The organism is Streptomyces sp. NBC_01390, from assembly GCF_045040105.1.
Taxonomy (GTDB): Bacteria; Actinomycetota; Actinomycetes; order Streptomycetales; family Streptomycetaceae; genus Streptomyces.
In genome coordinates this window covers 9,322,296-9,346,736 of record NZ_CP109551.1, presented here as the reverse complement: position 1 = coordinate 9,346,736, position 24,441 = coordinate 9,322,296, and the positions used below count along the sequence as shown (strand labels likewise).

Sequence of the window (24,441 nt, the reverse complement as noted above, 5' to 3'; positions counted from 1 at the left end):
CGGCATCGACAAGCTCTGGCTGGACGCCAAGGTCAAGGTGGCCCTCGACGTCAGTGTTCCGCAGATCGGCGCGCCGGAGGTGTGGCGGGCGGGCTACGACGGTACGGGGGTGAAGGTCACGGTCCTGGACACGGGAGTGGACGCCGGGCACCCGGATCTCGCGGGCAAGGTCCTGGACGCGCGGAGTTTCGTGCCGGGCGAGAGTGTGGCCGACGGCCATGGTCACGGCACCCATGTGGCGTCCACGATCGTCGGTTCGGGCGCGGCCTCGGGCGGTAAGCGCAAGGGTGTGGCGCCGGCCGCCGAGCTGCTGGTCGGCAAGGTGGCCGACAACACCGGTTACGCGCAGACCTCGTGGATGATCGCAGGCATGGAGTGGCGTGTTCGGGACTCCGACGCTGAGCTTCGGCAAGTACGAGGACACCGACACCGGGGTCGTCCCGAGCACGGCCGGCGTGACCGTCCCGGCGAACGGCAGCGCCACCGTGCCAGTCACGGTCGACCTCGCGCGGGAGACGCAGGGCCGGCACGCGGGCCGCGTCACCGCGACCGCCGACGGCATCGTTGTCACGACCGGCGTGGGCTACGAGAAGTCGCCCGGGACGGCCGGTCTGAAGGTGAACCTCGTCGGCCGCGACGGCAAGGCGGTGCCGTCCGCGCTCTACACGCTCACGGGGCTGAACGGCGAGATCGCCAACGGGTACGGCTACGTGACCAACGGCTCGACCCTTGAGGTTCCGACCGGTACATACGCCCTGGCCACCTGGATATCCGACCGCGACACGGGCGGCACTGCGGCGACGGGTGAGCGAGCTGCAGGAACAGCTGGGGGCAGCGAGCAGGTTCCAGCTGGGGATGCGGGCCGCGCAATGCGGCTGGCTCTGACCGCGGAGGTCCGACGACGGATCGCGCAGGTCGGGCGACAGGAACGCGAAGGGCCGCACCCCGTTTCGGAGTGCGGCCCAACTGCCCTGCCTGATCGACTAGTTGCGGATCAGGTTGCGCAGCACGTACTGCATGATGCCGCCGTTGCGGTAGTAGTCCGCCTCGCCGGGGGTGTCGATGCGGACGACCGCGTCGAACTCGACGCCGGTGTCGGTGGTGACCTTGACCGTGCGCGGGGTGGTGCCGTTGTTCAGCTCCTCGACGCCGGTGAAGGAGAAGGTCTCCTCGCCGGTGAGGCCGAGGGACTCGGCGGTGGCGCCCTCCGGGTACTGGAGCGGGAGGACACCCATGCCGATGAGGTTCGAGCGGTGGATGCGCTCGTACGACTCGGCGATGACGGCCTTGACGCCGAGGAGCGCGGTGCCCTTGGCGGCCCAGTCGCGGGACGAGCCGGAGCCGTACTCCTTGCCGGACAGGATGACCAGCGGGATGCCCTGCTCGATGTAGTTGCGCGAGGCGTCGTAGATGAACGCCACGGGCGCACCCGGCTGGGTGAAGTCGCGGGTGTAGCCGCCCTCGGTGCCCGGCGCGATCTGGTTGCGCAGGCGGATGTTGGCGAACGTACCGCGGATCATCACCTCGTGGTTGCCACGGCGGGAACCGTACGAGTTGAAGTCACGGCGCTCGACACCGTGCTCCGTGAGGTACTTGCCACCGGGGGTGTCGGCCTTGATCGCGCCGGCCGGGGAGATGTGGTCGGTGGTGACCGAGTCGCCGAGCTTGGCGAGGACGCGGGCGCCGGCGATGTCCGAGACCGGGGTGGTCTCCATCGTCATGCCCTCGAAGTACGGGGGCTTGCGCACGTAGGTGGACTGCGGGTCCCACTCGAAGGTGTTGCCCTCGGGGATCGACAGGGCCTGCCACTGGGCGTCGCCCGCGAAGACATCCTGGTAGGACTTGGAGAACATGTCCTCACCGATGGCGTTCGCGACGACGTCGTTGACCTCGGCCTCGGAGGGCCAGATGTCGGCCAGGAAGACCGGCTTGCCCTCCTGGTCCACGCCGAGCGCGTCACGCGTGATGTCCACCTTCATGGAACCCGCGAGGGCGTAGGCGACGACGAGCGGCGGGGACGCCAGGTAGTTCATCTTGACGTCGGGGTTGATCCGGCCCTCGAAGTTACGGTTGCCGGAGAGCACCGAAGTCACGGCCAGGTCATGGTCGTTGACGGCCTTGGAGACCTCGTCCGGCAGCGGGCCGGAGTTGCCGATGCAGGTGGTGCAGCCGTAGCCGACGAGGTTGAAGCCGACCTTGTCGAGGTAGGGGGTGAGCCCCGCCTTGTCGAAGTAGTCGGTGACGACCTTGGAGCCCGGGGCGAGGGTGGTCTTGACCCACGGCTTGCGGGTCAGGCCCTTCTCCACGGCCTTCTTCGCGACGAGCGCGGCGGCGACCATGACGTACGGGTTCGAGGTGTTGGTGCAGGAGGTGATGGCCGCGACCGTCACCGCTCCGTGGTCGATCTCGTACGTCGAACCGTCGGGGGCGGTCACGGTGACCGGGTTGGACGGGGCGCCGTTCGGGGCGACGGCCGGGGAGTCGGAGGCCGGGAAGGACTCCTTGCCCGCCTCGTCCACGTCGTCCACGTAGTTGCGGACGTCGACCTTGAACTGCTCGGCGGCGTTCGCGAGGACGATACGGTCCTGCGGGCGCTTCGGGCCGGCGATGGAGGGGACGACCGTCGAGAGGTCGAGCTCCAGCTTCTCGGAGAAGTCAGGCTCGGCGGCCGGGTCGAGCCAGAGGCCCTGCTCCTTGGCGTACGCCTCGACGAGCGCGAGCTGCTGCGGGGAGCGGCCGGTGAGCTTGAGGTACTTGATGGTCTCGCCGTCGATCGGGAAGACCGCGGCCGTGGAACCGAACTCCGGCGACATGTTGCCGATGGTCGCGCGGTTCGCGAGGGAGGTGGCGGCCACGCCCTCGCCGTAGAACTCGACGAACTTGCCGACGACACCGTGCTTGCGGAGCATCTCCGTGATGGTCAGCACGAGGTCCGTGGCGGTGGTGCCGGGGGTGAGCTCACCGGTGAGCTTGAAGCCGACGACGCGCGGGATGAGCATCGAGACGGGCTGGCCCAGCATCGCGGCCTCGGCCTCGATACCGCCGACGCCCCAGCCGAGCACACCGAGGCCGTTGACCATGGTGGTGTGGGAGTCGGTGCCGACGAGGGTGTCCGGGTACGCCTGGCCGTTGCGGACCATGACCGTACGGGCGAGGTGCTCGATGTTGACCTGGTGGACGATGCCGGTGCCCGGCGGGACGACCTTGAAGTCGTCGAACGCGGTCTGGCCCCAGCGCAGGAACTGGTAACGCTCCTTGTTGCGGCCGTACTCCAGCTCGACGTTCTGCGCGAACGCCTCGTTGGTGCCGAACTTGTCGGCGATGACGGAGTGGTCGATGACCATCTCGGCCGGGGAGAGCGGGTTGACCTTCGCCGGGTCACCGCCGAGCGCCTTCACGGCCTCACGCATGGTGGCGAGGTCCACGACACAGGGCACGCCGGTGAAGTCCTGCATGATCACGCGGGCCGGCGTGAACTGGATCTCCTGGCTGGGCTGCGCCTGCGAGTCCCAGCCACCGATGGCCCGGATGTGGTCGGCGGTGATGTTCGCGCCGTCCTCGGTACGGAGCAGGTTCTCCAGCAGCACCTTCAGGCTGTACGGAAGGCGAGCCGAGCCTTCCACCTTGTCCAGCCGGAAGATCTCGTACGACTCGTCGCCCACGCTGAGCGTGCTACGGGCGTCGAAGCTGTTCGCCGACACGACAGTCTCCTTCATTGATGTGCGCGTTCCACCGCATCCTGCCGCCAGGACCACTTGGCCGATCAGCTAAGGTCAGGCTAAGTTAGGTAAGCCTTAGTGGCACAGATATCTCGATGTCGAGATAACTCTAGTGCATGGGTGGCGGAAGGTCATGCCCGGCGGGGGTCGACTTCGACCGGCGCAGCCATCGGTGGCACTAATGACCAGCTGTACATTAAGAGTCGTGAACAGCGAACCTCCCGGCATCCCCGCCGTCGTCAGGAAACGCGTCCGCGCCCCCGAGGCCCACCGCGAGGCGATTCTGGAGGCGGCGCGGGCCGCGTTCGCCGAGCGGGGCTACGCCCGTGCCACCATCCGGGAGATCGCGGGGCGGGCCGGTGTCACCCACGGTCTGGTGATGCGGCACTTCGGCTCGAAAGAGCACTTGTTCCTCGCGGCCGTGCCCGGACCCCGAGACCTGCCCGAACTGCTGCCCGGCCCGCCCGAGAGCATGCCGGACCGGATCGCACGGGCCTTCGTCGAGCGCATGGAACACGCCGACGGCAACGACCCGTTCCTCGCGCTGATCCGCAGCGCCGCCTCCGACGAGAAGGCCGCGACCGGGCTGTACGAGGCGATGCGGCGCAACAGCATGGAGGCGTACCGCGCGGTGCTGAGCGGGCCCGACGCGGACGAGCGCGTCGACCTGCTCGCCTCCCAGCTCATCGGCGTCATCTTCAGCCGGTACGTGCTCCGCGGCGGCCCGGTGGCCGAGATGCCACCGGAGCGGCTCGTGGCGTACCTCACGCGCACCCTCCGGTGTCTCCTCGAGCCCCTCGATCCCCTCGAGACCGAGACCGAGACCGTCGATCCTCCCGAGTCCTCCGAAGGGACCTCCCCGTCATGACGGAACAGGGCATCATCCACGTCGCGTTACCCGCGTCCCTCACCGGCCGGACGGTCCTGCCGTCCGACGCCCGCTACGAGCGGGTGCGCCACGGATATGTGCACCGGGGCGCCCCGGCCACGGTGATCTTCCCCGAGAGCGTCGAGGAGACGGCCGCGGCACTGGCGTACGCCCGAGCCACGGGCACGGTGGTGTCCGTGCGCAGCGGCGGGCACGGGATCAGCGGACGGTCGACCAACGACGGCGGTGTCGTCGTCGACATCTCCCGCCTCGACCACATCGCCGTGCTGGACCGGGCACAACGCCGGGTCCGGATCGGGGCGGGCGCCCGCTGGGGGAGAGTCGCGCAGGTCCTCGCCCCGCACGGGCTCGCCATCAGCTCCGGGGACACCGGCGACGTGGGCGTGGGCGGGCTGGTCACCGCGGGCGGCATGGGCTGGTTCGCGCGGCGGCACGGGCTGACCATCGACCATGTGACGGCCGTCGAGATCGTCCTGGCCGACGGCACCTTCGTCCGCGCCGACGCGGAGCACCACCCCGACCTGTTCTGGGCGGTCCGGGGCGCGGGTGGCAACTTCGGCGTCGTCACGGCGGTGGAGCTGGAGGCGTCCGAGACCGGCGACGTCGTCTTCGCCAACCTCGTCTTCGACGCGCGGGACACCGCGCCGCTCGTCGAGGAGTGGGGGGCCGTACTCGAGGCCGCGCCCCGCGAACTCACGAGCTTCCTCACCATCATGCCCGCCGCACCGGGCCGCCCGGCCATCGCCCATGTCGCCGCGGTCTACGCCGGAGACCGGCCGGACGCCGCCCAGCGGGCGTTGACTCCCCTGCTGGGCCTGGGCCCGCTGCTGAACCAGGAGGCGGTGCTCGCCCCGTACCCGGCACTGGTGCCGCTCGGCGGCGCCCCGCACCACGGGCAGGGTCTGGGCGCCACCCGATCCGGGCTGCTGGACCACGTCTCCACGCACACCGCCCGCTGCCTCGCGGACGCGCTGGCGTCGGGGCAGGTACTGATGGGGCAGTTCCGTTCGGTGGGCGGCGCGGTCAACGACGTCAGTCCGTCAGCCACCGCCTACGCCCACCGCACCCAGAACTTCCAGCTGCTCTACGCGACAGTGCCCGAACGGGAGCGTTCTCTCGACGCCCACTGGGCGCGGCTCGCCCCGGAGGTGAACGGCATGTACCTCAGTTTCGACACCCGCCGCTCCCCCGAGGTCCTCGCCGAGGCGTTCCCCGAGCCGGCCCTGAGCAGGCTGCGCGCGCTCAAGGCCCGGTACGACCCTGAGAACGTGTTCGACCGCAACTTCCCGCTGCGGTGAGAGCGGTTTCCGGGGACCCGGCGGAGGGGCTGTCAGCCCTTGCCGTGTGTGCGGGCGCCGTCGATCGCCGCCTGATACGACGTGGCCGCCATCTCCTTGAACTGCGAGAGCCTCGGCACGTGCGCCGACTTGGTCAGCTCCGCGTGCAGGAACGTCAGGTCGGAGGCAAGGCCCACCATGCTGAGCGCCGCCTTCAGGTACGACTCCTGGTGGTCGAAGTCCTGACGGGGCGTGCCCGGACCGTAGGCGCCGCCGCGCGCGGAGGCCACCACGACTCTCTTGCCGGAGAGCGGGCCCTGGCCGGTGGCCGGGTCGGCGATCAGCGGCGCGATCAGGACGCGGTCGAACCACGCCTTGAACGTGGACGGCACCGAGAAGTTGTACATCGGTACGCCGAGCAGGATCGTGTCGGCCGCGAGGAGCTCCTCGATCAGCGGCCAGGTCACCGCCCAGCTCGCCTCCTCCTCGGGCGTCAGTGACGCCCCGCGGGCCTCCGCGAGGTCGCGCACGCCCTCCGTCTCCAGGCGGTGCATGATCTCGATCTGCGCGTGGTCGACATGCGGTACGGGGTTGGCGGCCAGGTCACGGTAGACGTAACGGCCCTCGGGGTTGGTCTTGCGCCAGGTCTCCGCGAACTCGCCCGAGATCTGGCGGGAGACCGAGCCACGGCGGGGGCTGGAGTCGAGATGGAGCAGTGTGGGCATGGCGGAAGTCCCTTGTCCGGTCGGTGCGTTGAAGGAGTCGATCTCGATCTCCGTCTCCATTGAAGTCGTCGCCATGACCCTTGTCCCGTAACCTGGCGTGATACTTCGTAACCAGAAGCGTTAGCGAGGATGACGGGTGCTGGACGTACGGAAACTGGTACTGCTGCGCGAGGTCGGGGCCCGGGGCTCGATCGCCGCAGCCGCGCAGGCACTCAACTACACGCGTTCCGCGGTCTCCCAACAGCTGTCCGCGCTGGAGTCGGAGACCGGTGCCTCGCTGCTGGACCGTGGCAGCAAACGGGCCGAACTCACCGCCGCGGGGCGAATGCTGGTCGCTCACACCGAGCTTGTTCTCGCCCAGCTCGAGGCTGCGGAGGGCCAGTTGCTCGCGCGGGACGGCAAGGTCACCGGCGAGCTGCGGGTGGGCGTACCGCTGCACGAGGGGCCGGCTCTGCTGGTGCCGGCGCTGACCCGGTTGCGCGCACGTCATCCGGAACTGCGCATCACCCTGCACGGCGTCGATCCCGACGAGGGCCGGCAGACGGTCCGGCTCGGGCGGCTCGACGCCGTCCTGGCCTCCGGCTACCCGCAGGTGCCCGAGCCACGGGTGCCGGGGCTGTACGAGGAGGAGGTGGTCAGTGATCGCATTCGCCTGGCCATCGCGCCCGGTCACCCGCTCGCCCGCAGCGAGGAGCCGCGTGCCCTCGCCGAGTTCGCGGAGCAGCCGTGGCTGCTGGACCGGACGTCCAAGCTCGGCCAGTTGGTCCTGCACCTGTGCGCCGACGTCGGTTTCGTCCCCGACATCGTCTCCGACATCGGGGACATGCAGGCCGTGTTCGGGCTGGTCTCGCTGGGCTGGGGCGTGGCGCTCGTCCCCGACCTGGTGCCCGACCGGCCGGGGCATCCGGTCACTCGTATGTCCCTGAAGGGGATCGGGCCCATCCGCCGGATCACCCTCGTGGTGCGCGAGGGCGCTCTGGACAGCCCGCCGGTGGCGGCCCTGCTGCCGGCCATCCGGGAGGCGGCCGAGGAACTGCGCCGCTCCTCGGCGGGCCGGATCGGCCCTCTGGGGGCCGACAGGCTTCGCCGGGCCGAGGCCGACCGGCACCCCCGGCCCGCAGCCGACGAGTCACGTCGTCCGGCGGCCGAGGAACCTCCCCGGCCGCCGGTGTGACAACCTCGCCGCCCGACACCCGACCGACCCCGGGCCGAGGCAGGCGTACGCCGTCTTCGCCCGTCAGCTCTCGATCACACGCTGGAACGCGACGGTGTCGAAGATGTCCTCCATACGGACGGCTCGCCCGCCGCGCAGCACCCAGGAGTGCACGAACGGCTGCGTCTCGGTGTACCCGCTCAGGGAGATGACGTCCCGGTGGCCGAAGACGACCACGCGCTCGCCCTCGCGGACGAACTCGGCCGGGTGCAGCCGCATACCGCCGAGGACGGTGGGGACATGGGCGAGGAACTCCTTGACGCCGGCGTGCCCGTGCTTGGTGCCGCCGAGGCCGTACTTGTCCATACCCTCGGGGTGCACCCACTCGATGTCCGGGTCGAAGGCGTCCAGGAGTGCGCCCACGTCACGGGCGGCGAAGGCCGCGTAGGCGGCGTGGATCGGGGCCAGCGGATCGGTGCTGTCGGTCATGGCGGGAGCCGTTCCTCTCACTTCTTGAGGTGTTCGGGGTACAGGGCCGCGAGGGTGCGCCGGATGCCCTCACGCCACGGCACCTCGCACGGGCCGGTGAGCGAGCGGCGCAGCGTCGGGTCGAACTGGTAGGTCTCGCGGGTGACTTCGCTCGGTTCGAGCTTCGCCTCGACCCCCGTGAGCTCCTCCAGGTAGCGGACACAGTCCGTGACGCCGACGGACTCGTCGCCGCCCCAGTTGGTCAGGGTCACCGGAACACTCGCCGCGCTCCACAGGTGCGGGACCTGCTCGACGAGGTCGTCGGTGTAGAGCAGCGAAGTCCAGTTCTGGCCCTCCAGCGGGACCGGGATCGGCTCCCCGGCGAGCATCCGCTTGAAGTAGAGCATCGGTACGCCGCCGTAACCGCCCGGCCCGTAGGCGATGTTGAGGCGGGCGATGACGGTCGGCAGGCCGAGGGTCTGCGCGAACGCCCGGACCGTGCCCTCGGCCGCGATCTTGGCCACTGGATAGGCGGGCAGCCAGTCGGCCTTGCCGTCCAGCGGGTCGGTCTCGGTGTACTTGTGGTCGAGGGTCTGGCGGGCGTACAGGGCGCCGGTGGAGACGTACAGGAACGCTTCCGCCGTACGGCAGTGGGTCATCAGGCGCCCCGCGGCTACCGAGTTGACCTCGACGGCCGCACTGAAGTCGCCGTCCTCGCCGCGGCGCACCGCGGAGTGGAAGACGTGGGTGAAGTCCTCCGGCAGCCCCTTGAGGGAGCCGGCGCTGGTGTCGTCCATGTCCCAGCGGAAGGTACGAACGCCGTGGCGGGTCAGCTTCTCCTCGGCTCCGGGGGCGCCGAAGCGGCCCAGCGCCCACACCTCGTTGCCGTCGGCCAGGGCCTCGGCCACCGGTCCTGCCACCTGTCCGGTGGCACCGGTCACCAGAATCTTCTTGCCGTTCACGTACTGCCCCTCCTAGGGGTCGGGGGTCGAAGGTCGGTGGCGTTCAGGCATCGCCGAGGGCGCGGGTGAGCTCCTTGCGCAGGATCGACTGGAAGGCCGCCACGTGCGCCGGGCCCATCAGCGTGTAGTGCTCGCCGGGTACGTCGATGTAGCGGTTCTCGCCGGTCGCGTGCTCGTCCCAGCGGCGCAGCTCGTTGTTGAGCCAGTCCTCCTTGGTGCCCCGCAGCGGAATGGCGTAGAAGACGCTCATCGAACGGACGCTGCCACCGGGCGAGTAGCCGCGTCCGAGGTTGGTGAGGCCGTCGGCGAGCTCCGCCCATGCCTTGAACTTCTCGAAGGTCAGGTCGAGTTCGGCGAGGCGGCCCTCGGGCGCGTGGTCGATGAAGTACGCGAGCTGCTCGTCCTTCGGCAACGACCGTAGCTGCGCGGGCAGTTCGAGCGACTGCTTCTTGTCTGTCAGTTCCAGGAAGAACGCCAGGTTGGCGGCGGTCTCGACGAAGTCCAGCTCGTTCATGCGGTACTTGATGTGCGGCGGCAGGTTGAAGCTGCCGACGAAGTCGACGCGCTCGCCCTGTGCTTCGAGCACCTTGGCGATCTCGAAGGCGACGGCGCCGCCGTACGAGTACCCCGCGACGGCGTACGGGCCGTGCGGCTGGCGGGAGCGGATCGCTCGGACGTAGGTGTCGACCATCTCGGCGAAGCTCTCGAAGGGCGTCTCGCCGGGGTTGAAGCCCCGGGCACGCAGTGCGTAGAACGGCCGTTCGCCCACGAAGTACTTGGCGAGGTTGACGAAGACGAGGACCTCGCCGACGCCCGGGTGGACGCAGAACAGCGGGGTCTTGTCGCCGATGACCTGCATCGGCACGATCGGGTCGTACTCCCCCGCGTCGTCCGCGGTCCCGTCGAGGTGGGCGGCCAGGGCACGTACGGTCGGGGACCGCAGCACGGTGATGATCTGCAGGCCCTCCGCGCCGAGGCGCTGGGCGACCAGGGAGCGCAGGCGCAGGATGTCGAGTGAGGTGCCGCCCAGGTCGAAGAAGTTGGCGGTGGCGCTCAGCCGGGCCGGGTCGGTGTCGAACATCTCGGCGTATATGCCGACGAGGACCTTCTCCGTGTCGCCCTCGGGCGCGGTGTAGCCGCCCAGCCGGCGCAGCACCAGGTCGTCGACGGTGTCCTTCACCGCGTCGTACGCCCCGGCCTCCAGCCGTTTGCGCATCAGCGCGCGCTGGATCTTGCCGAGGCTGGTCTTGGGGAAGGCGTCCTTCGGCAGCGGCAGGATGAGCGCGGGCCGGAAGCCCCAGTGCATGACGACGCTGCTGCGCACCGCGCTCAGCACCCGGTACAGGGCGAGCTCGTCGCCGTCGGCGCACTCCGGGTGGAAGGCGACGACGAGCTGCTCGGTGTCGCTGCCGGGGGCGCGGGTGGGGAAGGCCGCGACGTAGGAGCGGGCCACGTCGTCGAGGCCTTCGAGGAGCGTCTCGATGTCGTGGCTGAAGTAGTTGACGCCATTGACGATGACGCTGTCCTTGCTGCGGCCGACAAGAGTGAGGCGGCCGTCGTCGATCCGGCCGAGGTCGCCGCTGCGGAACCAGCCGTCGGGGGTGAAGGCGTCCTGCGTGGCCTGCTCGTTGTTGTGGTAACCGGTCGTGATCATGGGGCCGTTGAGCTGGAGTTCGCCCACTTCGCCTTCGGGCAGCTCACGGTGTTCCTCGTCGGCGACGCGGATGTGCAGACCCTCGACGGGCCGACCCAGGTTGGCGAACTCCTGGCCCTGGTCGGCGGCCGGGAAGTCTGTGGAGTAGATGCTGCCGGCGCAGGTCTCGGACATGCCGAACGCGGGCCACAGGGCGTCGGCGCGTAACCCGTACGGGGCGAAGCGGCGGAGGAAGGTCTCACCGGTGGTGCGGACGACGGCCTCGCCGCCGCTGATGACGTGCCGAAGCCGGGACAGGTCGGTGTCGGCGCCGTCCTCCTCGTCGAACCGGTCGGCCTGCGGGTTGATGAGCCCCAGCAGGAAGTTGGGGGTGAAGGTCATGGTGACGCCGAAGCGGGAGACGAGCCGCAGGAAGTTCAGCGGTTCGTGGAGCACCACGGGCGCTTCGACGTGCAGTTGCGTGCTGCCCGCGGACAGCGGCAGCAGGTGGCATTCGAGAAGGGCGGCGACATGGTCGAAGGAGACCCAGTTGAGGCTGATGTCCTCGGCGGTCAGCCGGTGGTAGCCGTTCTTGCCGGTCATGGAGGCACGCAGGTTGGCGTGGCTGAGCATCACGGCCTTGGAGTTGCCGGTGGAGCCGGACGTCAGCACGAGGACGGCGGTGTCCTTGGGGTCGGCCTCGTGGAAGCTGATCGCGAGGTGCTCGGCGTGCAGTTCCTCCAGCGCGACGACGGACAGGCCCTCGGCACGCGGGAGTTCGGCGGCGAGGGTGGCGCTGGTGACGATCAGCGGGTGGTCGAGGAGGGTGTCGACGTGCGTGAGCTGGGCTGCCCAGCGTTCGGGGTCGCCGCCCAGGGCGGCCATCGGGCAGGGCACGAACCCGCCAAGCTGGCAGGCCCAGAACGCCGCGAGGAACTCCTGCGGTTTCTCCAGGAGCAGGACGACCTTGTCCCGTGGGGCGAGGCCGCGTTCCCTCAGTCCGGTGAGGACCGAGCGCGCCGCGTCGAGGAGTTCGGAGTAGCTCTGCAGGGGTGCGTCACGGTCGTCGACGCCCCGGGGGTAGCGCAGCCCGGACTCCGTGTGGTCCCGGGCGGCGTCACACAGCAGGTCCACGATGGTCCGCGTCGTCGTCAGGGCTGGGGTCATGTGGCATGCCTTCTTCCTCTGCGTCGGCCGCCGTGCCCGGGATCGCCGGGACGGTATGCCGAACGGCGTACGGGGTGTCGTTCGGACTTGTTGGTCCCCACCACAGAGCCAATAGGCGGAATGGTCGAATCCGATTTCTGCCGGCCACCCCTTGAGCCACGACGTCGGGGCTCCAAATATTCGCCGAGAATAGGAACCGACGGTTGGACTTGTCAAAGCTTTAGAAGCAGGGCAGAAAATGCCGGAAAGGGGAAATACAGTCCGCCAAACCCTCCCTGGACGTGGGAGAGAACACACAGGCCAGGGCGGCTCTCCGCGAAGAATCGGCAAACGACTCCCCCCTTGACCTGCGAGTCGTCGATCCAGGCAACTTGCCCGTCACATTGCGACTTCCGGATGTGCGGCAAAAGAACCCGGTGCCGCTTTTCCTGACGGCATGCGTAAGCAATCGAGACAGGTAGGAAAGAAATGGTCAAGAAATGGGTGGCCATTCAGGATGATCGCGCCGGACACGGACGCGGATGCGGAGACCGAGCCGGGAAGAACGGCCGGGAGGCCATCACCGCGCCGATCCGGGGTAACCGACCCCTATGCCTCTCACCTTCCGCAAGAGCTTCCGGATACTTCCCGGTGTACGCCTCAACATCAACAAGGGCTCCTGGTCGATCACGACCGGCGGCAGCCACGGCCCCCGGCACACCCACAGCAGCACGGGACGCCGTACGACGTCGATGGACCTGCCCGGTCCGTTCGGCTGGCGCCGCACCCGTTCCGCCAAGCGCCGCTGACGGTTCGTCACCCGCACGGACTCCCCAGAAGGCGCCATCTCATATCTGAGATAACCTCGACCCCATGGCAGACGACTACCTCGTACGTATCGGCAAGCTCATCCGTGACGCCCGGCAGCACCGTGGCTGGACACAGACGCAGCTCGCCGAGGCACTCGGCACCAGCCAGAGCGCGGTCAACCGCATCGAGCGCGGCAATCAAAACATCAGCCTTGAGATGATCGCTCGAATCGGTGAAGCCCTCGACAGCGAAATCGTCTCTCTGGGATACGCGGGACCGATGCACCTGCGCGTGGTCGGCGGTCGCCGGCTGTCCGGCTCCATCGACGTCAAGACCAGCAAGAACGCCTGTGTCGCGCTGCTGTGCGCCTCGCTCCTCAACAAGGGGCGCACAGTGCTGCGCCGCGTCGCCCGCATCGAAGAGGTGTACCGCCTGTTGGAGGTGCTGAGCTCCATCGGCGTACGGACCCGGTGGATCAACGACGGCGTGGACCTGGAGATCGTGCCGCCGGCCGAGCTGGACATGGCGTCCATCGACGCCCAGGCCGCCCGCCGGACCCGCTCGATCATCATGTTCCTCGGTCCGCTGCTGCACCGTATGGACAGCTTCCGGCTGCCGTACGCGGGCGGCTGCGACCTCGGCACCAGGACCATCGAGCCGCACATGATCGCGCTGCGCCGGTTCGGGCTCGACATCGCGGCGACGGAGGGGCTCTACCACGCCCGCGTCGACCGCTCCGTCTCCCCCGGCCGCCCGATCGTGCTGACCGAGCGCGGGGACACCGTCACCGAGAACGCGCTGCTCGCCGCCGCCCGGCACGCGGGAGTGACCGTCATCCGCAACGCGTCCTCCAACTACATGGTCCAGGACCTGTGCTTCTTCCTGGAGGCGCTGGGCGTACGGGTCGAGGGCATCGGCACGACGACGCTCACCGTGCACGGCGTACCGACCATCGACGTCGACGTGGACTACTCCCCCTCCGAGGACCCGGTCGAGGCGATGAGCCTCCTGACGGCGGCGGTCGTCACCGAGTCCGAACTGACCGTGCGCCGGGTGCCTATCGAGTTCCTGGAGATCGAACTGGCGGTCCTGGAGGAGATGGGGCTCGACCACGACCGTACGCAGGAGTACTTCGCGGACAACGGCCGTACCCGGCTGATCGACCTGACCGTCCGGCCCTCCAAGCTGGAGGCGCCGATCGACAAGATCCACCCGATGCCGTTCCCGGGCCTGAACATCGACAACGTGCCGTTCTTCGCGGCCATCGCGGCCTCGGCCCAGGGCAAGACCCTCATCCACGACTGGGTCTACGACAACCGCGCGATCTATCTGACCGACCTGAACCGCCTCGGCGGACGCCTCCAGCTCCTCGACCCGCACCGCGTCCTGGTCGAGGGCCCGACCCGCTGGCGAGCGGCCGAGATGATGTGCCCGCCCGCGCTGCGACCGGCGGTGGTGGTCCTGCTGGCGATGATGGCGGCGGAGGGCACGTCCGTACTGCGGAACGTGTACGTCATCAACCGGGGGTACGAGGATCTGGCGGAGCGGCTCAACTCGGTGGGGGCGCAGATCGAGATCTTCCGGGACATCTGACCTCCGCTCCAGCGGGCTCCTCCGGCCGCCGTCACCGTCAGGTCCACGCGGCGTAGCCGCCGTCCACGCGTATCGCGTCGATACCGCTGATGTAGCGGGCGCCGCAGCGGTCCTGGGGCAGGACGAGCTGGGGGCCGGCCCGGTCGAGGGGCGTGTCGTCGAGGGTGACGGCGAGGAGGACGGGGGCGCGGCCGAAGTCGGGGTCGATCTCGGCCCAGGACAGCAGGGCGTGGTGTCCGTCCGTGCCGCGTACGGCGATGAGGAAGCGCAGCCGGTCCTTGCGGCGGGCGGGATCGAAGGCCGGGCGCGCATCCTGGAGGACGTCGTGCAGGAGCGGGCCGGTGAAGGTGTGACGCTGGACGCCGCTGGTGGCGCACTCGAAGGCGACCTCGGCGCGGTGCTGGGGCCAGGCGAGCAGGTCCGGCACCGTCAGCCGGGCCGGCCGGTCCAGGTCGCCGGTGAGGACGAGTTCCGCCGCGGGTCCGGCGGCCGTACGGGCAGCTGCGAGGGTCTGGCTCACGGGCTACCACCTCCCGGGTGACCGTACCCGGATGTCCCTCACGTACAAACGCACATGCCAGCCTGACAGATCAGTATTCCGGCTCATGCGATGCCACAGCAGACTATGACCTTGTATATGCGGCACTATGATCGACGAGTGCACACCTACCGGATCGGCCTCGCGGCCCACGCCCGCGAGGCACACCGGGCGGAACGGGAGTCCACCGGCTCCTCGGCCCGGAACGGGGCCGGCGCCCGGTGTTCCGGCGATGGCCGTGACCAAGTCGACCGACGTGGTCGTCGAGAGACCGTAGACAAGGCCGCCAGGCCATAGTTGGGTCCGTCAGGACCTTGAGGGAGTAGACCCGTGATGACCCGTTCCGTGCGCCGGACCCGCCGGACACTGCAGGTGACCGGTGTGAGCGTCGCCGCGCTGCTGGCCCTGAGCGCCTGCTCGTCCTCCGACGACTCCTCGTCGGCGAAGTCGGACACCGCCGCGTCGGCGTCCTCCTCACCGAAGCTGTCCGGGACGGTGACGGTGTTCGCCGCCGCCTCGCTCAAGGAGAGCTTCACGACCCTGGGCAAGGAGTTCGAGAAGGCCCACCCCGGCACCACGGTCACCTTCAACTTCGGCGGCAGCGACACCCTCGCGGCGAGCATCACCGGCGGCGCCCCCGCCGACGTCTTCGCCTCCGCCAGCCCCAAGACCATGGCGATAGTGACCGACAAGCAGGACGCGGTCGGCACCCCCGCCACCTTCGTCCGCAACCAGCTGGAGATCGCCACCCTGCCGGGCAACCCCGACAAGGTCTCCTCCCTCAAGGACCTGACCAAGTCCTCGCTGAAGGTCGTGCTGTGCGACAAGTCGGTGCCCTGCGGCGCCGCCGTCCAGAAGACGCTGGACGCCGCCAAGCTGAAGCTCACTCCCGTCTCCTACGAGCAGGACGTCAAGTCCGCCCTCAACAAGGTGGTGTTGAAGGAGGCCGACGCCTCCGTCGTCTACAAGACCGATGTGAAGGCGGCGGGCAGCAAGGTGGAGGGCGTGGAGTTCCCCGAGTCCGCCGGCGCCGTCAACGCCTACCCGATCACCCTCCTGAAGGACGCGCCCAACGCGGAGGCGGCCAAGGCGTTCATCGCGCTGGTGCGGTCCGCCGAAGGCCAGAACGTCCTGACCGAGGCCGGATTCCTCAAGCCGTGACCTCTCCCTCCCCGGACAGGGCCGACGCCGCGGACACCCTCACGGGTGGCCCGCGGCGCCGCCCTGTCCTCAAGGGGATGCGCGGGGGCGCCCCGCTGCCGCTTCTGCTGCCCGCGCTGATCGGCCTGGCGTTCCTCGTGCTGCCGCTCGTCGCCCTGCTGATCAGGACCCCGTGGCGGAGCATGCCCGACCTGCTGACCAGCACCGAGGTGTGGCAGGCGCTCCAGCTGTCCCTCGTCTGCGCGACGGCGGCGACCGCGGTGAGCCTGGTGCTCGGGGTGCCGCTGGCCTGGCTGCTCGCCCGGGTCGAGTTCCCGGGACGCGGTCTCGTACGGGCCCTGGTCACCCTGCCGCTCGTCCTGCCGCCCGTCGTCGGGGGTGTGGCCCTGCTGATGGCGCTCGGGCGCAACGGGGTCGTGGGGAAGTGGCTGGACTCCTGGTTCGGCGTCACCCTGCCCTTCACCACGGCGGGTGTCGTCATCGCCGAAGCCTTCGTCGCCATGCCGTTCCTGGTCATCAGCGTCGAGGGCACCCTGCGCGCCGCCGACCCGCGGTACGAGGAGGCGGCAGCCACCCTGGGCGCCTCCCGCTTCACCGCGTTCCGCCGGGTCACCCTGCCCCTCATCGCCCCCGGCGTCGCGGCCGGCGCGGTACTGGCCTGGGCCCGGGCGCTCGGCGAGTTCGGCGCGACGATCACCTTCGCCGGCAACTTCCCCGGCCGCACCCAGACCATGCCCCTGTCGGTCTACCTCGCCCTCCAGAACGACCCCGAGGCGGCGATCGCCCTCAGCCTGGTCCTGCTCGCCGTGTCGATCGCCGTGCTGGCCGGGCTACGAGACCGTTGGATGACCGCCTCATGACCGACATCGACAAGGCCACCACGGTTGCCCCCGTCCGCACGGGCGAGGGGCTCGACGCCCGGCTGGTGGTCGAGCGCGGTTCCTTCCGGCTGGACGTGACGCTGAGCGCGGCGCCCGGTGACGTGGTCGCCCTGCTGGGCCCCAACGGCGCCGGCAAGACCACCGCCCTGCGCGCACTGGCCGGGCTCGTCCCCCTCACCGGCGGCCATCTGCGGCTGGACGGCGAGCGGTTGGACCGTACGCCGCCGGAGTCCCGTCCGGTGGGGGTCGTCTTCCAGGACTACCTGCTCTTTCCGCACCTGACCGCGCTGGACAACGTGGCGTTCGGGCCGCGCTGTCACGGCGCCACCAAGGCGCAGGCTCGTGCCGAGGCGGCCCGGTGGCTGGACCGCATGGGCCTGACCGACCACGCCGGGGCCAGACCCCGCCGCCTCTCCGGCGGCCAGGCCCAGCGCGTCGCCCTCGCCCGCGCCCTGGCCACCCAGCCCCGCCTGCTGCTCCTCGACGAACCGCTCGCCGCCCTCGACGCCCGGACCCGCCTCGACATCCGCGCCCAACTCCGCCACCATCTGGCCGACTTCGAGGCCGTCGCCGTACTGGTGACCCACGATCCCCTGGACGCCATGGTCCTGGCCGACCACCTCGTCGTCATCGAGGACGGCCGCATCGTCCAGGAGGGCACCCCCGCGCACATCGCCCGTCACCCCCGCACCGACTACATCGCCCATCTGGTCGGCCTGAACCTCTACCGGGGAGAAGCAGAAGGACACACGGCCCGCCTCGACGCCGGCCCCGCGATCACGACCGGGGAGGACCTCACCGGTCCCGTCTTCGTCGCCTTCCCGCCGAGCGCCGTCACCCTGTTCCGGGAGCGCCCCACCGGCTCCAGCGCCCGCAATGTCTGGCGCTGCGAAGTGGCCGGCCTGGAGACCCACGGCGACCAGATCCGCGCCGACCTCACCGGCGAACTCCCCCTCGCCGCCGACCTCACCACCCTCGCCGCCGCGGAACTCGACCTGCACCCCGGCGCCACGGTCTGGGCGACGGTGAAGGCGACACAGACGCACGCGTATCCCGCCTGAGAGAAACCTGAGAGAACCCTGAGCGAACAACGTGCACGCCTGCGCGCGTGCGTGCGGGACAGCCCGCCGTCGGACTACCGTGGGTCACACAGCACCCCCAAGGTGAACAAACCACCTGAACCTGAACCCGAACCTGCGAGGCGTCCCACCATGAGCCTGAGCATCCGCAACCAGCTCCCCGGCACCGTCACCGCGCTCACCCCGGGGGAGGCCATGGCGACGGTCAGGGTCCGCCTCGACGGCGGCCAGGACGTCACCGCCGCCATCACCCTGGACGCCGTCAAGGATCTCGGCCTCGCCGAGGGTTCCACCGTGCGCGCCCTGGTCAAGGCCACCGAGGTCTCGCTGGCCACCGGCCCGGTGGAGGGCCTGTCCATCCGCAACCGGCTCGCCGGCACGGTGCGCGAGGTCGCCACGGGTGCCGCCATGGCCTCCGTGCGGGTCTCCGTCGACGGCGGCGAACTGACCGCCGCCATCACCATGGACGCGGTCACCGACCTCGGCCTCACCGAGGGCTCCGCCGTCACCGCCCTGATCAAGTCGACAGAGGTCTCGCTCGCGACCGTCTGAGCCCGGTTCGGCGCCGGAGGCCTAGTAACTGTCGTAGGTGGGCTTGCCGTTCGTCCGGTAGACGCCGACGACGGTGCCGCCCTTCGTCGTCGAGACGCTGACCGGCTCCAGCGCGGTGGGGATCGCTCCGTCGGCGAACAGCCGCTTGCCGGCACCGATGATCACCGGATGGATGGTCAGCCGGAACTCGTCGACGAGGCCGTGCCGCATGAGGGTCTGGGCGAGGTCACCGCTGCCGACGACGTTGACGTTGCCCCCGTCGGACGCCTTCAGCTCGCGTACGGCATCGACGACGTCGCCCTCCAGCAGCGTGGAGTTCTGCCACTCGACGGACGTCAGGGTCCGGGACGCCACGTACTTCTCCATGCCGTTCATCCGCGCGGTGAACGGGTTGCCGGGGTCGGCGGTCGGCCAGTACGACGCGAAGATCTCGTACGTCTTACGGCCGAGCAGCATCGCGTCGGACTCCTCGTACCAGCCGGCGATGGCCGCGCCGACCTCGTCGTCGTCCACCGGCTTCTGCCAGCCGCCGTGCACGAAGCCGCTCTCGGCGTCCTCGTCCGGACCGCCCGGCGCCTGCATCACGCCGTCCAGCGTCAGGAACGTGCAAACAATGATCTCGCGCATGGTGCGCCCCTTTCGTCGACAGGTAGACCGCACGACCGCCGGAAACTCATCGGTGAAAAGTCTGGGGTGCGGCACGGCAGCGCGCACGCCGGAAACCAGGCCTCCCGCGCGCTGAGGAACCCGGACCCGCACCGAAAGCCCACCCGCCGGATCCGCCCTCGGACGGTAGGTCAACCCTCCTCGCGGTAATTGACAGGGTACGAACGTACCTCTTAACGTACCCACATTCGCGGCAGCGCCGTCAGCTCAACGAGGAGCACCGATGCAGCACGTATACGACATAGACGTCCGGGTTCCGATGCGCGACCGGGTGGCCCTGGCCGCCAATGTGTGGCATCCGGCCGAGGGACAGGCTCCGACGCTGCTCGTGCGCATGCCCTACGGCAAGGACGCGATGGGTGTCAGCCCGGGCGGGGTCGTACCCGATCTACCGACGTTGCTGGAGGCCGGTTACGCGGTGGTGGTGCAGGACTGCCGGGGGACACACCGTTCGGAAGGCGAGTTCGTTCCGCACATGGCCGACCGGACCGACGGCGAGGACACCGTCGCCTGGATCGCGGAACAGCCGTGGTCGGACGGCACGGTGGGCATGTACGGCCCGTCCTACCTGGGGATGGTCCAGTGGGAGACCGCCGTGACCGGCGCCCCTGCCCTCAAGGCGATCGCGCCGGCCTTCACGTCGATCGACAACTACGAGTCGCCCTGGTACAGCCCGGGCGGTGCGCTCTCACTGAGCCTGGTCACCCTGTGGAACGCCATGATGTACGGGGCCGACGCGCAGCGGTCCCTGGCGGCCGGTGCGGGCTCCTTGGACCAGGTGCAGCAGATCGGTCAGGCGCTGCTGTCCGCCGAGTCCCTCAACGAGGTCCTGCCGACGGCGGAAGTCCCGGTCCTGGCGGCGTACGGGAAGTGGTGGGACGACTGGATGGCCCACCCCTCCCACGACGCGTACTGGGATGCCATGGAGCTCACGCCCGAGCTCAAGAACGTCACGGCCCCGGCGCTCAACATCGGTGGCTGGTACGACCTCTACATCGGGCAGACCGTGCGCACCTACACCACTGCCCGCCAGCAGGCGGGCAGCGCGCAGGCACGCGACGGGCAACGACTGATCATCGGTCCGTGGGACCACATGTCCTCGACCGGCGTCTATCCCGACCGTTCCTTCGGTCCGCTGGCCAGTGCCCAGATGCTGGGCCTGACCGGCCTGCACGTGAAGTTCTTCGACCACTGGCTGCGCGGCGACACCACCGCGCTGGACGACGTGGCATCGGTGAAGATCTTCGTGATGGGGATCGACCAGTGGCGCGACGAGCAGGAGTGGCCGCTGCCCGACACGCGGTGGACCGACTTCCACCTCACGAGTGCCGGGCACGCCAACACGGCGGGCGGCGACGGCGCGTTGACGGCCGACCCGCCGACCGGCGCCGGGCACGACACCTACCTCTACGACCCGCGCCGCCCGGTTCCCACCGCCGGCGGGGCAACCATGCCGGTGACACTGGAACTCTGCGGCCCGGTCGACCAGCGGACCGTCGCCGCCCGCGAGGACGTCCTGTGCTTCGCCGGCCCGGTGCTGGAGGAGCCCGTCGAGGTGACCGGTCCGGTCAGCCTGACCCTGTTCGTGTCCTCGTCGGCGGTGGACACCGACTTCACCGCCAAGCTCGTCGACGTCTTCCCCGACGGCAAGGCGATCAACCTGTGCGACGGCATCCTGCGCGCCCGCTACCGGGGCGGTCTCGCCACGGAAGAGCTGATGGAGCCCGGCACGGTCTACGAGATCACCGTCGACATGACGGCCACCTCGAACGTGTTCCTGCCCGGTCACCGCATCCGCGTGGACGTCTCCAGCAGCAACTTCCCCCGCTACGACCGCAACACCAACACCGGTGGCGTCATCGCCCGGGAGACCGAGGAGCAGATGATCCCCGCCGTCAACCACATCCACCACGGCCCCAACCACCCAAGCCGTCTGGTTCTGCCGGTCATCGACCGCAAGGACCAGTCGTGACCACCGCCGACCGGGTCGCCGAACTGACCCAGAGATTCACGGCTCCCTCCCTCGACGTGGCCTGGCTGCTGTGCGACCAACACCCGGCCGACCGCGTCGCGTTCACCGTCGTCGACGGCAACGGCGGGACTCGCACCCTGACCTACGGTGAACTCGCCGAGCAGTCGCACCGCTGTGCGCGGGCGTTGCGGGGCCTGGGGGTCGGTCCGGGCGACCGGGTGGCGACCCTGATGGGCAAGAGCACCGACCTGGTCACCGTCATCCTGGCGATCTGGCGGCTCGGCGCGGTCTACGTCCCGCTGTTCACCGCCTTCGCGCCCCAGGCCATCGCCCTGCGTCTGGAGGGCGCGGGCGCGCATGTCGTGGTCGTCGACCCGGACCAGCGTCACAAACTCGACCCGGGCCCGGACATGCCGGACGACCCCCAGCGCCGCGTCGTCGTCTCGGGGGCCGGCGGGTGCGGCGACGACTTGATGCTCGCCTTCCTCGTCGCGGCCGCGTCACCGGAGCCGCTGCCCGCCGTCACCACGAGCGGGGCCGGGCCCCTGGTGCACATGTTCACCTCCGGCACCACCGGCAAGCCCAAGGGCGTCATCCACCCCGTCTCCTACATCGCGGGATGGCAGATCTACCTGGAGTACGGCCTGGGCGTCACCCAGGACAGCAGTTACTGGTGTGCCGCCGACCCCGGCTGGGCGTACGGGCTGTACGCGGCCATCGTCGCCCCGCTGGCCGCGGGCATCCCCAGCCTGCTGCTGTCCGGGGGCTTCTCCCCCGAGGCGACCTGGCGCACCCTCGCCGACCACCAGGTCACCGACTTCACCGCCGCCCCGACCGTCTACCGGGGACTGCGCTCCTCGAAGGTGCCGGTACCGCAGGGGCTGTGCCTGCGACGGGCGTCCAGCGCGGGCGAGCCCCTGACCCCCGAGGTCAACGAGTGGACCGGCGCCGCGCTCGGCCTCGCCGTGCACGATCACTTCGGCCAGACCGAGGTCGGCATGCCCCTGGCCAACCACCACCACCCCGAACTCGCGCGCCCCCTCAAGACCGGCTCGATGGGCCGGCCGGTGCCCGGCTGGAGCCTGACCGTCCTGGCCGACGACAAGGACGAGCCCGCCGGCCCAGGCGTGCTCGGCCGGGTCGCTATCGACGTAGCGGCAAGCCCGTTGATGACCTTCCTCGACTACCAGACAGCAGGCCAGAGCTACGGCAAGTTCACCGCCGACGGCCGCTACTACCTCACCGGTGACGCCGGGCGCATCGACGCCGACGGGGACTTCTTTTTCTCCTCCCGAGATGACGACGTCATCATCATGGCCGGCTACCGGATCGGGCCGTTCGAGATCGAGAGCGTCCTGGCCCAGCACCCCGCCGTCGCCGAGTGCAGCGTCATCGGCGCACCCGACGAGGTGCGCGGCGAGGTCATCGAGGCATACGTAGTCCTGCGCGACGGCGGCCAGGGATCGGCCGAACTCGCCACCGAACTGCAGCAGTTGGTCAAGACCCGCTACGCCGCCCACGCCTACCCCCGCACCATCCACTTCATCGACGCCCTGCCCAAGACCCCCAGCGGCAAGACCCAGCGCTACCTGCTGCGCAGCCGCAGACGCACCGAACTCACCACCCGAGAGACACCGTGACCGCCACAAACACCGACTCCAACTCCGACTCCAACACCGAGGCCCTCCCCCTCGTCGTCGAGCAACGCGGACCCGTCCGCTGGCTGCGGCTCAACCGCCCCGAACGGCGCAACGCCCTCGACATCACCCTGATCGAGGCCCTGGACAAGCAGATCACCAGCGCCGAGGCCGACCCCGACACTGCGGTCATCGCCGTGGCGGGCAACGGGCCGAGCTTCTGCGCCGGCGGGGACTTCCACCAGTTCCTCCAGCTGCACGAGCAGGGCCAGAACCCGGTCGACTTCCTGGCCGACGTGTCCGCCTGCTTCAGCCGTATCGCGGCCAGCCCGAAACCGTGGGTCGCCGTGCTGCACGGTCACGCCGTCGCCGGGGGCCTCGAACTCGCCCTGGCCTGCGATGTCGTCGTCGCCGCCGACACCACCCTCATCGGCGACGGCCACCTGCAGCGGCGGCTCGTACCGGCCGGCGGATCCAGCGTCCGGCTCCCCGGCGCCGTCGGACGCGGACTGTCGCGCTGGCTCCTGCTCACCGGCGAGCTGCTGCCCGCCACCGAGTTCGCGGACACGGGCTGGATCCGGGCGATCGTGCCCGAGCCGGACCTCGACGCCACCGCGACCCGCGTCTGCCGTCAACTGGCCGACCGCAGCAGCCCCGCCCAGCAACACCTCAAGACCCTGCTGCACCGCATCGACGGCATCGCCCCCGAGCCCGCCCTGCGCGAGGAACTCGCCACCTTCGCCGACAACTGGCAGGCCAGCTCGGTCGCCGACGCCCTGCGGGCCTTCCTCGCACCCCGGACCACGAAAGCAGACACCCAGTGAACCGCTACCCCGGACGCGTCGTCGCCATCACCGGCGCCGCACAAGGCCTCGGCCTCGCCATGGCGACCCGGTTCGCCGCGGAGGGCGCCACCGTCGCCCTGGCCGACGTCAACGAACAGGCCCTCACCGACGCCGCCGGGACCATCACAGACGCCCATGACGCGAAACTCCGCACCGACGTCGTGGACGTGACCGACTCCGCCCGGGTCAACGCCTGGATCACCGGCATCACTTCTGATCTCGGCCGCCTCGACGTGCTGGTCAACAACGCCGGCATCATCCGCGACAACCGGGTCGAGGACATCACCGACGACGACTGGCACGCCGTCATCGACGTCAGCCTCACCGGCGGCTTCCACTGCGCCCGCGCCGCGTTCGGCCCCATGAAACGCCAGGGCTACGGACGTATCGTCAGCTTCTCCTCCATGTCATGGCGCGGGAACTTCGGCCAGACCAACTACGTGGCCGCCAAAGCAGGCATCGTCGGCATGACCCGCACCCTCGCGCTCGAAGGCGCCCGCCACGGCATCACCGCCAACGCCATCGCCCCCGGCCTCATCGAGACGCCCATGCTCGCCTCCATGAACGGGCCCGCACGCGACAAGCTCACCAACAAGGTCCCGATGCGCCACACCGGCCGCCCCGAGGACATCGCCGAAGCCGCCGCCTTCCTCGCCAGCGAGGCCGCCGGCTACATCACCGGCATCGTCCTCGACGTCGACGGCGGCATCTCCATCGGATCCTCGATCCGCTAAC

General features: G+C 69.8%; 21 protein-coding genes. 14 read left to right on the top strand and 7 right to left on the bottom strand.

Annotated features, from left to right (window positions below; translation table 11 throughout):
- Positions 1–37 precede the first annotated feature (37 nt).
- Positions 38–733 (top strand): S8 family peptidase, encoded by a 696-nt coding sequence (locus tag OG241_RS41970; RefSeq protein ID WP_405823222.1) that lies wholly within the window; start codon positions 38–40, stop codon positions 731–733.
- Between the two features lie 250 nt (positions 734–983).
- Here the strand turns inward: OG241_RS41970 and acnA are convergent, their stop codons facing one another.
- Complete coding sequence (gene acnA / locus OG241_RS41965) at positions 984–3,701, bottom strand: aconitate hydratase AcnA (protein WP_405823220.1); 2,718 nt, start codon at positions 3,699–3,701, stop codon at positions 984–986.
- A gap of 223 nt (positions 3,702–3,924) precedes the next feature.
- Between acnA and OG241_RS41960 the strand changes: the two genes are divergently transcribed.
- Together OG241_RS41960 and OG241_RS41955 are read left to right on the top strand one after the other, a co-directional pair.
- Positions 3,925–4,587, top strand: coding sequence for a TetR family transcriptional regulator (locus OG241_RS41960; protein ID WP_405823218.1), 663 nt, complete (start codon positions 3,925–3,927; stop codon positions 4,585–4,587).
- Positions 4,584–5,906 (top strand): FAD-binding oxidoreductase, encoded by a 1,323-nt coding sequence (locus OG241_RS41955; protein ID WP_405823216.1) that lies wholly within the window; start codon positions 4,584–4,586, stop codon positions 5,904–5,906. The genes OG241_RS41960 and OG241_RS41955 overlap by 4 nt, the downstream gene beginning before the upstream one ends.
- A gap of 32 nt (positions 5,907–5,938) precedes the next feature.
- Here the strand turns inward: OG241_RS41955 and OG241_RS41950 are convergent, their stop codons facing one another.
- On the bottom strand, positions 5,939–6,685 hold the full coding sequence (locus OG241_RS41950) for an FMN-dependent NADH-azoreductase (RefSeq protein WP_405823214.1): 747 nt from the start codon (positions 6,683–6,685) through the stop codon (positions 5,939–5,941).
- 61 nt (positions 6,686–6,746) lie between these two features.
- Here OG241_RS41950 and OG241_RS41945 point away from each other — a divergent pair, with 61 nt between their 5' ends.
- Positions 6,747–7,784 carry a LysR family transcriptional regulator gene (locus OG241_RS41945; RefSeq protein WP_405823212.1) on the top strand — a complete coding sequence of 346 codons (1,038 nt, stop codon included), beginning with the start codon at positions 6,747–6,749 and terminating at the stop codon, positions 7,782–7,784.
- A gap of 63 nt (positions 7,785–7,847) precedes the next feature.
- Here OG241_RS41945 and OG241_RS41940 read toward each other — a convergent pair whose 3' ends face one another.
- From OG241_RS41940 to OG241_RS41930, 3 genes are read right to left on the bottom strand one after another with little or no spacing between them, the layout of a single operon-like run.
- The gene (locus tag OG241_RS41940; RefSeq protein ID WP_405823211.1) at positions 7,848–8,252 is read right to left on the bottom strand and encodes a nuclear transport factor 2 family protein; all 405 of its coding nucleotides are present in this window, start codon (positions 8,250–8,252) and stop codon (positions 7,848–7,850) included.
- Positions 8,253–8,269: 17 nt separating this feature from the next.
- Positions 8,270–9,193 carry an NAD-dependent epimerase/dehydratase family protein gene (locus OG241_RS41935; protein WP_405823209.1) on the bottom strand — a complete coding sequence of 308 codons (924 nt, stop codon included), beginning with the start codon at positions 9,191–9,193 and terminating at the stop codon, positions 8,270–8,272.
- A gap of 43 nt (positions 9,194–9,236) precedes the next feature.
- Complete coding sequence (locus OG241_RS41930; protein ID WP_405823207.1) at positions 9,237–11,993, bottom strand: AMP-binding protein; 2,757 nt, start codon at positions 11,991–11,993, stop codon at positions 9,237–9,239.
- Positions 11,994–12,583: 590 nt separating this feature from the next.
- Here OG241_RS41930 and OG241_RS41925 point away from each other — a divergent pair.
- Entirely contained in the window at positions 12,584–12,781 is a 198-nt protein-coding gene (locus OG241_RS41925) for a DUF4236 domain-containing protein (RefSeq protein WP_405823206.1), read from the top strand.
- Between the two features lie 64 nt (positions 12,782–12,845).
- Complete coding sequence (locus tag OG241_RS41920) at positions 12,846–14,375, top strand: helix-turn-helix domain-containing protein (protein ID WP_405823204.1); 1,530 nt, start codon at positions 12,846–12,848, stop codon at positions 14,373–14,375.
- A gap of 37 nt (positions 14,376–14,412) precedes the next feature.
- Here OG241_RS41920 and OG241_RS41915 read toward each other — a convergent pair whose 3' ends face one another.
- Complete coding sequence (locus OG241_RS41915; protein WP_405823202.1) at positions 14,413–14,895, bottom strand: molybdopterin-dependent oxidoreductase; 483 nt, start codon at positions 14,893–14,895, stop codon at positions 14,413–14,415.
- A 351-nt stretch (positions 14,896–15,246) separates the two neighbouring features.
- Between OG241_RS41915 and modA the strand changes: the two genes are divergently transcribed.
- The 4 genes from modA to OG241_RS41895 all read left to right on the top strand — a co-directional run bounded on the left by modA (position 15,247) and on the right by OG241_RS41895 (position 18,586).
- Positions 15,247–16,074, top strand: coding sequence for a molybdate ABC transporter substrate-binding protein (modA, locus tag OG241_RS41910; protein ID WP_405823200.1), 828 nt, complete (start codon positions 15,247–15,249; stop codon positions 16,072–16,074).
- Entirely contained in the window at positions 16,071–16,934 is an 864-nt protein-coding gene (modB, locus tag OG241_RS41905; protein WP_405823198.1) for a molybdate ABC transporter permease subunit, read from the top strand. The genes modA and modB overlap by 4 nt, the downstream gene beginning before the upstream one ends.
- Positions 16,931–18,016, top strand: a complete 1,086-nt coding sequence (locus OG241_RS41900; RefSeq protein WP_405823197.1) for an ABC transporter ATP-binding protein — start codon at positions 16,931–16,933, stop codon at positions 18,014–18,016. The genes modB and OG241_RS41900 overlap by 4 nt, the downstream gene beginning before the upstream one ends.
- Positions 18,017–18,166: 150 nt before the next feature.
- A complete protein-coding gene (locus OG241_RS41895; RefSeq protein ID WP_405823195.1) occupies positions 18,167–18,586 on the top strand; it encodes a molybdopterin-binding protein in 420 nt (139 codons plus the stop codon).
- A 21-nt stretch (positions 18,587–18,607) separates the two neighbouring features.
- Here OG241_RS41895 and OG241_RS41890 read toward each other — a convergent pair whose 3' ends face one another.
- A complete protein-coding gene (locus tag OG241_RS41890) occupies positions 18,608–19,213 on the bottom strand; it encodes a dihydrofolate reductase family protein (RefSeq protein ID WP_405823193.1) in 606 nt (201 codons plus the stop codon).
- A 262-nt stretch (positions 19,214–19,475) separates the two neighbouring features.
- Between OG241_RS41890 and OG241_RS41885 the strand changes: the two genes are divergently transcribed.
- From OG241_RS41885 to OG241_RS41870, 4 genes are read left to right on the top strand one after another with little or no spacing between them, the layout of a single operon-like run.
- Entirely contained in the window at positions 19,476–21,224 is a 1,749-nt protein-coding gene (locus tag OG241_RS41885; RefSeq protein ID WP_405823191.1) for a CocE/NonD family hydrolase, read from the top strand.
- Positions 21,221–22,864, top strand: coding sequence for an AMP-binding protein (locus OG241_RS41880; protein WP_405823189.1), 1,644 nt, complete (start codon positions 21,221–21,223; stop codon positions 22,862–22,864). The genes OG241_RS41885 and OG241_RS41880 overlap by 4 nt, the downstream gene beginning before the upstream one ends.
- Positions 22,861–23,685, top strand: a complete 825-nt coding sequence (locus tag OG241_RS41875) for an enoyl-CoA hydratase/isomerase family protein (RefSeq protein WP_405823187.1) — start codon at positions 22,861–22,863, stop codon at positions 23,683–23,685. Before OG241_RS41880 ends, OG241_RS41875 begins: the two co-directional genes overlap by 4 nt.
- The gene (locus tag OG241_RS41870) at positions 23,682–24,440 is read left to right on the top strand and encodes an SDR family oxidoreductase (RefSeq protein ID WP_405823186.1); all 759 of its coding nucleotides are present in this window, start codon (positions 23,682–23,684) and stop codon (positions 24,438–24,440) included. The genes OG241_RS41875 and OG241_RS41870 overlap by 4 nt, the downstream gene beginning before the upstream one ends.
- The last annotated feature ends 1 nt before the right edge of the window (position 24,441 follow it).

What these genes read in the sequence shown, in the direction of transcription:
- OG241_RS41955 (WP_405823216.1), top strand. Translation starts at nt 4,584, where the DNA reads ATGACGGAACAGGGCATCATCCACGTCGCGTTACCCGCGTCCCTCACC.
- OG241_RS41950 (WP_405823214.1), bottom strand. Translation starts at nt 6,685, where the DNA reads ATGGCGACGACTTCAATGGAGACGGAGATCGAGATCGACTCCTTCAAC.
- OG241_RS41940 (WP_405823211.1), bottom strand. Translation starts at nt 8,252, where the DNA reads ATGACCGACAGCACCGATCCGCTGGCCCCGATCCACGCCGCCTACGCG.
- OG241_RS41930 (WP_405823207.1), bottom strand. Translation starts at nt 11,993, where the DNA reads ATGACCCCAGCCCTGACGACGACGCGGACCATCGTGGACCTGCTGTGT.
- OG241_RS41925 (WP_405823206.1), top strand. Translation starts at nt 12,584, where the DNA reads ATGCCTCTCACCTTCCGCAAGAGCTTCCGGATACTTCCCGGTGTACGC.
- OG241_RS41920 (WP_405823204.1), top strand. Translation starts at nt 12,846, where the DNA reads ATGGCAGACGACTACCTCGTACGTATCGGCAAGCTCATCCGTGACGCC.
- modA (WP_405823200.1), top strand. Translation starts at nt 15,247, where the DNA reads ATGACCCGTTCCGTGCGCCGGACCCGCCGGACACTGCAGGTGACCGGT.
- OG241_RS41900 (WP_405823197.1), top strand. Translation starts at nt 16,931, where the DNA reads ATGACCGACATCGACAAGGCCACCACGGTTGCCCCCGTCCGCACGGGC.
- OG241_RS41895 (WP_405823195.1), top strand. Translation starts at nt 18,167, where the DNA reads ATGAGCCTGAGCATCCGCAACCAGCTCCCCGGCACCGTCACCGCGCTC.
- OG241_RS41890 (WP_405823193.1), bottom strand. Translation starts at nt 19,213, where the DNA reads ATGCGCGAGATCATTGTTTGCACGTTCCTGACGCTGGACGGCGTGATG.
- OG241_RS41885 (WP_405823191.1), top strand. Translation starts at nt 19,476, where the DNA reads ATGCAGCACGTATACGACATAGACGTCCGGGTTCCGATGCGCGACCGG.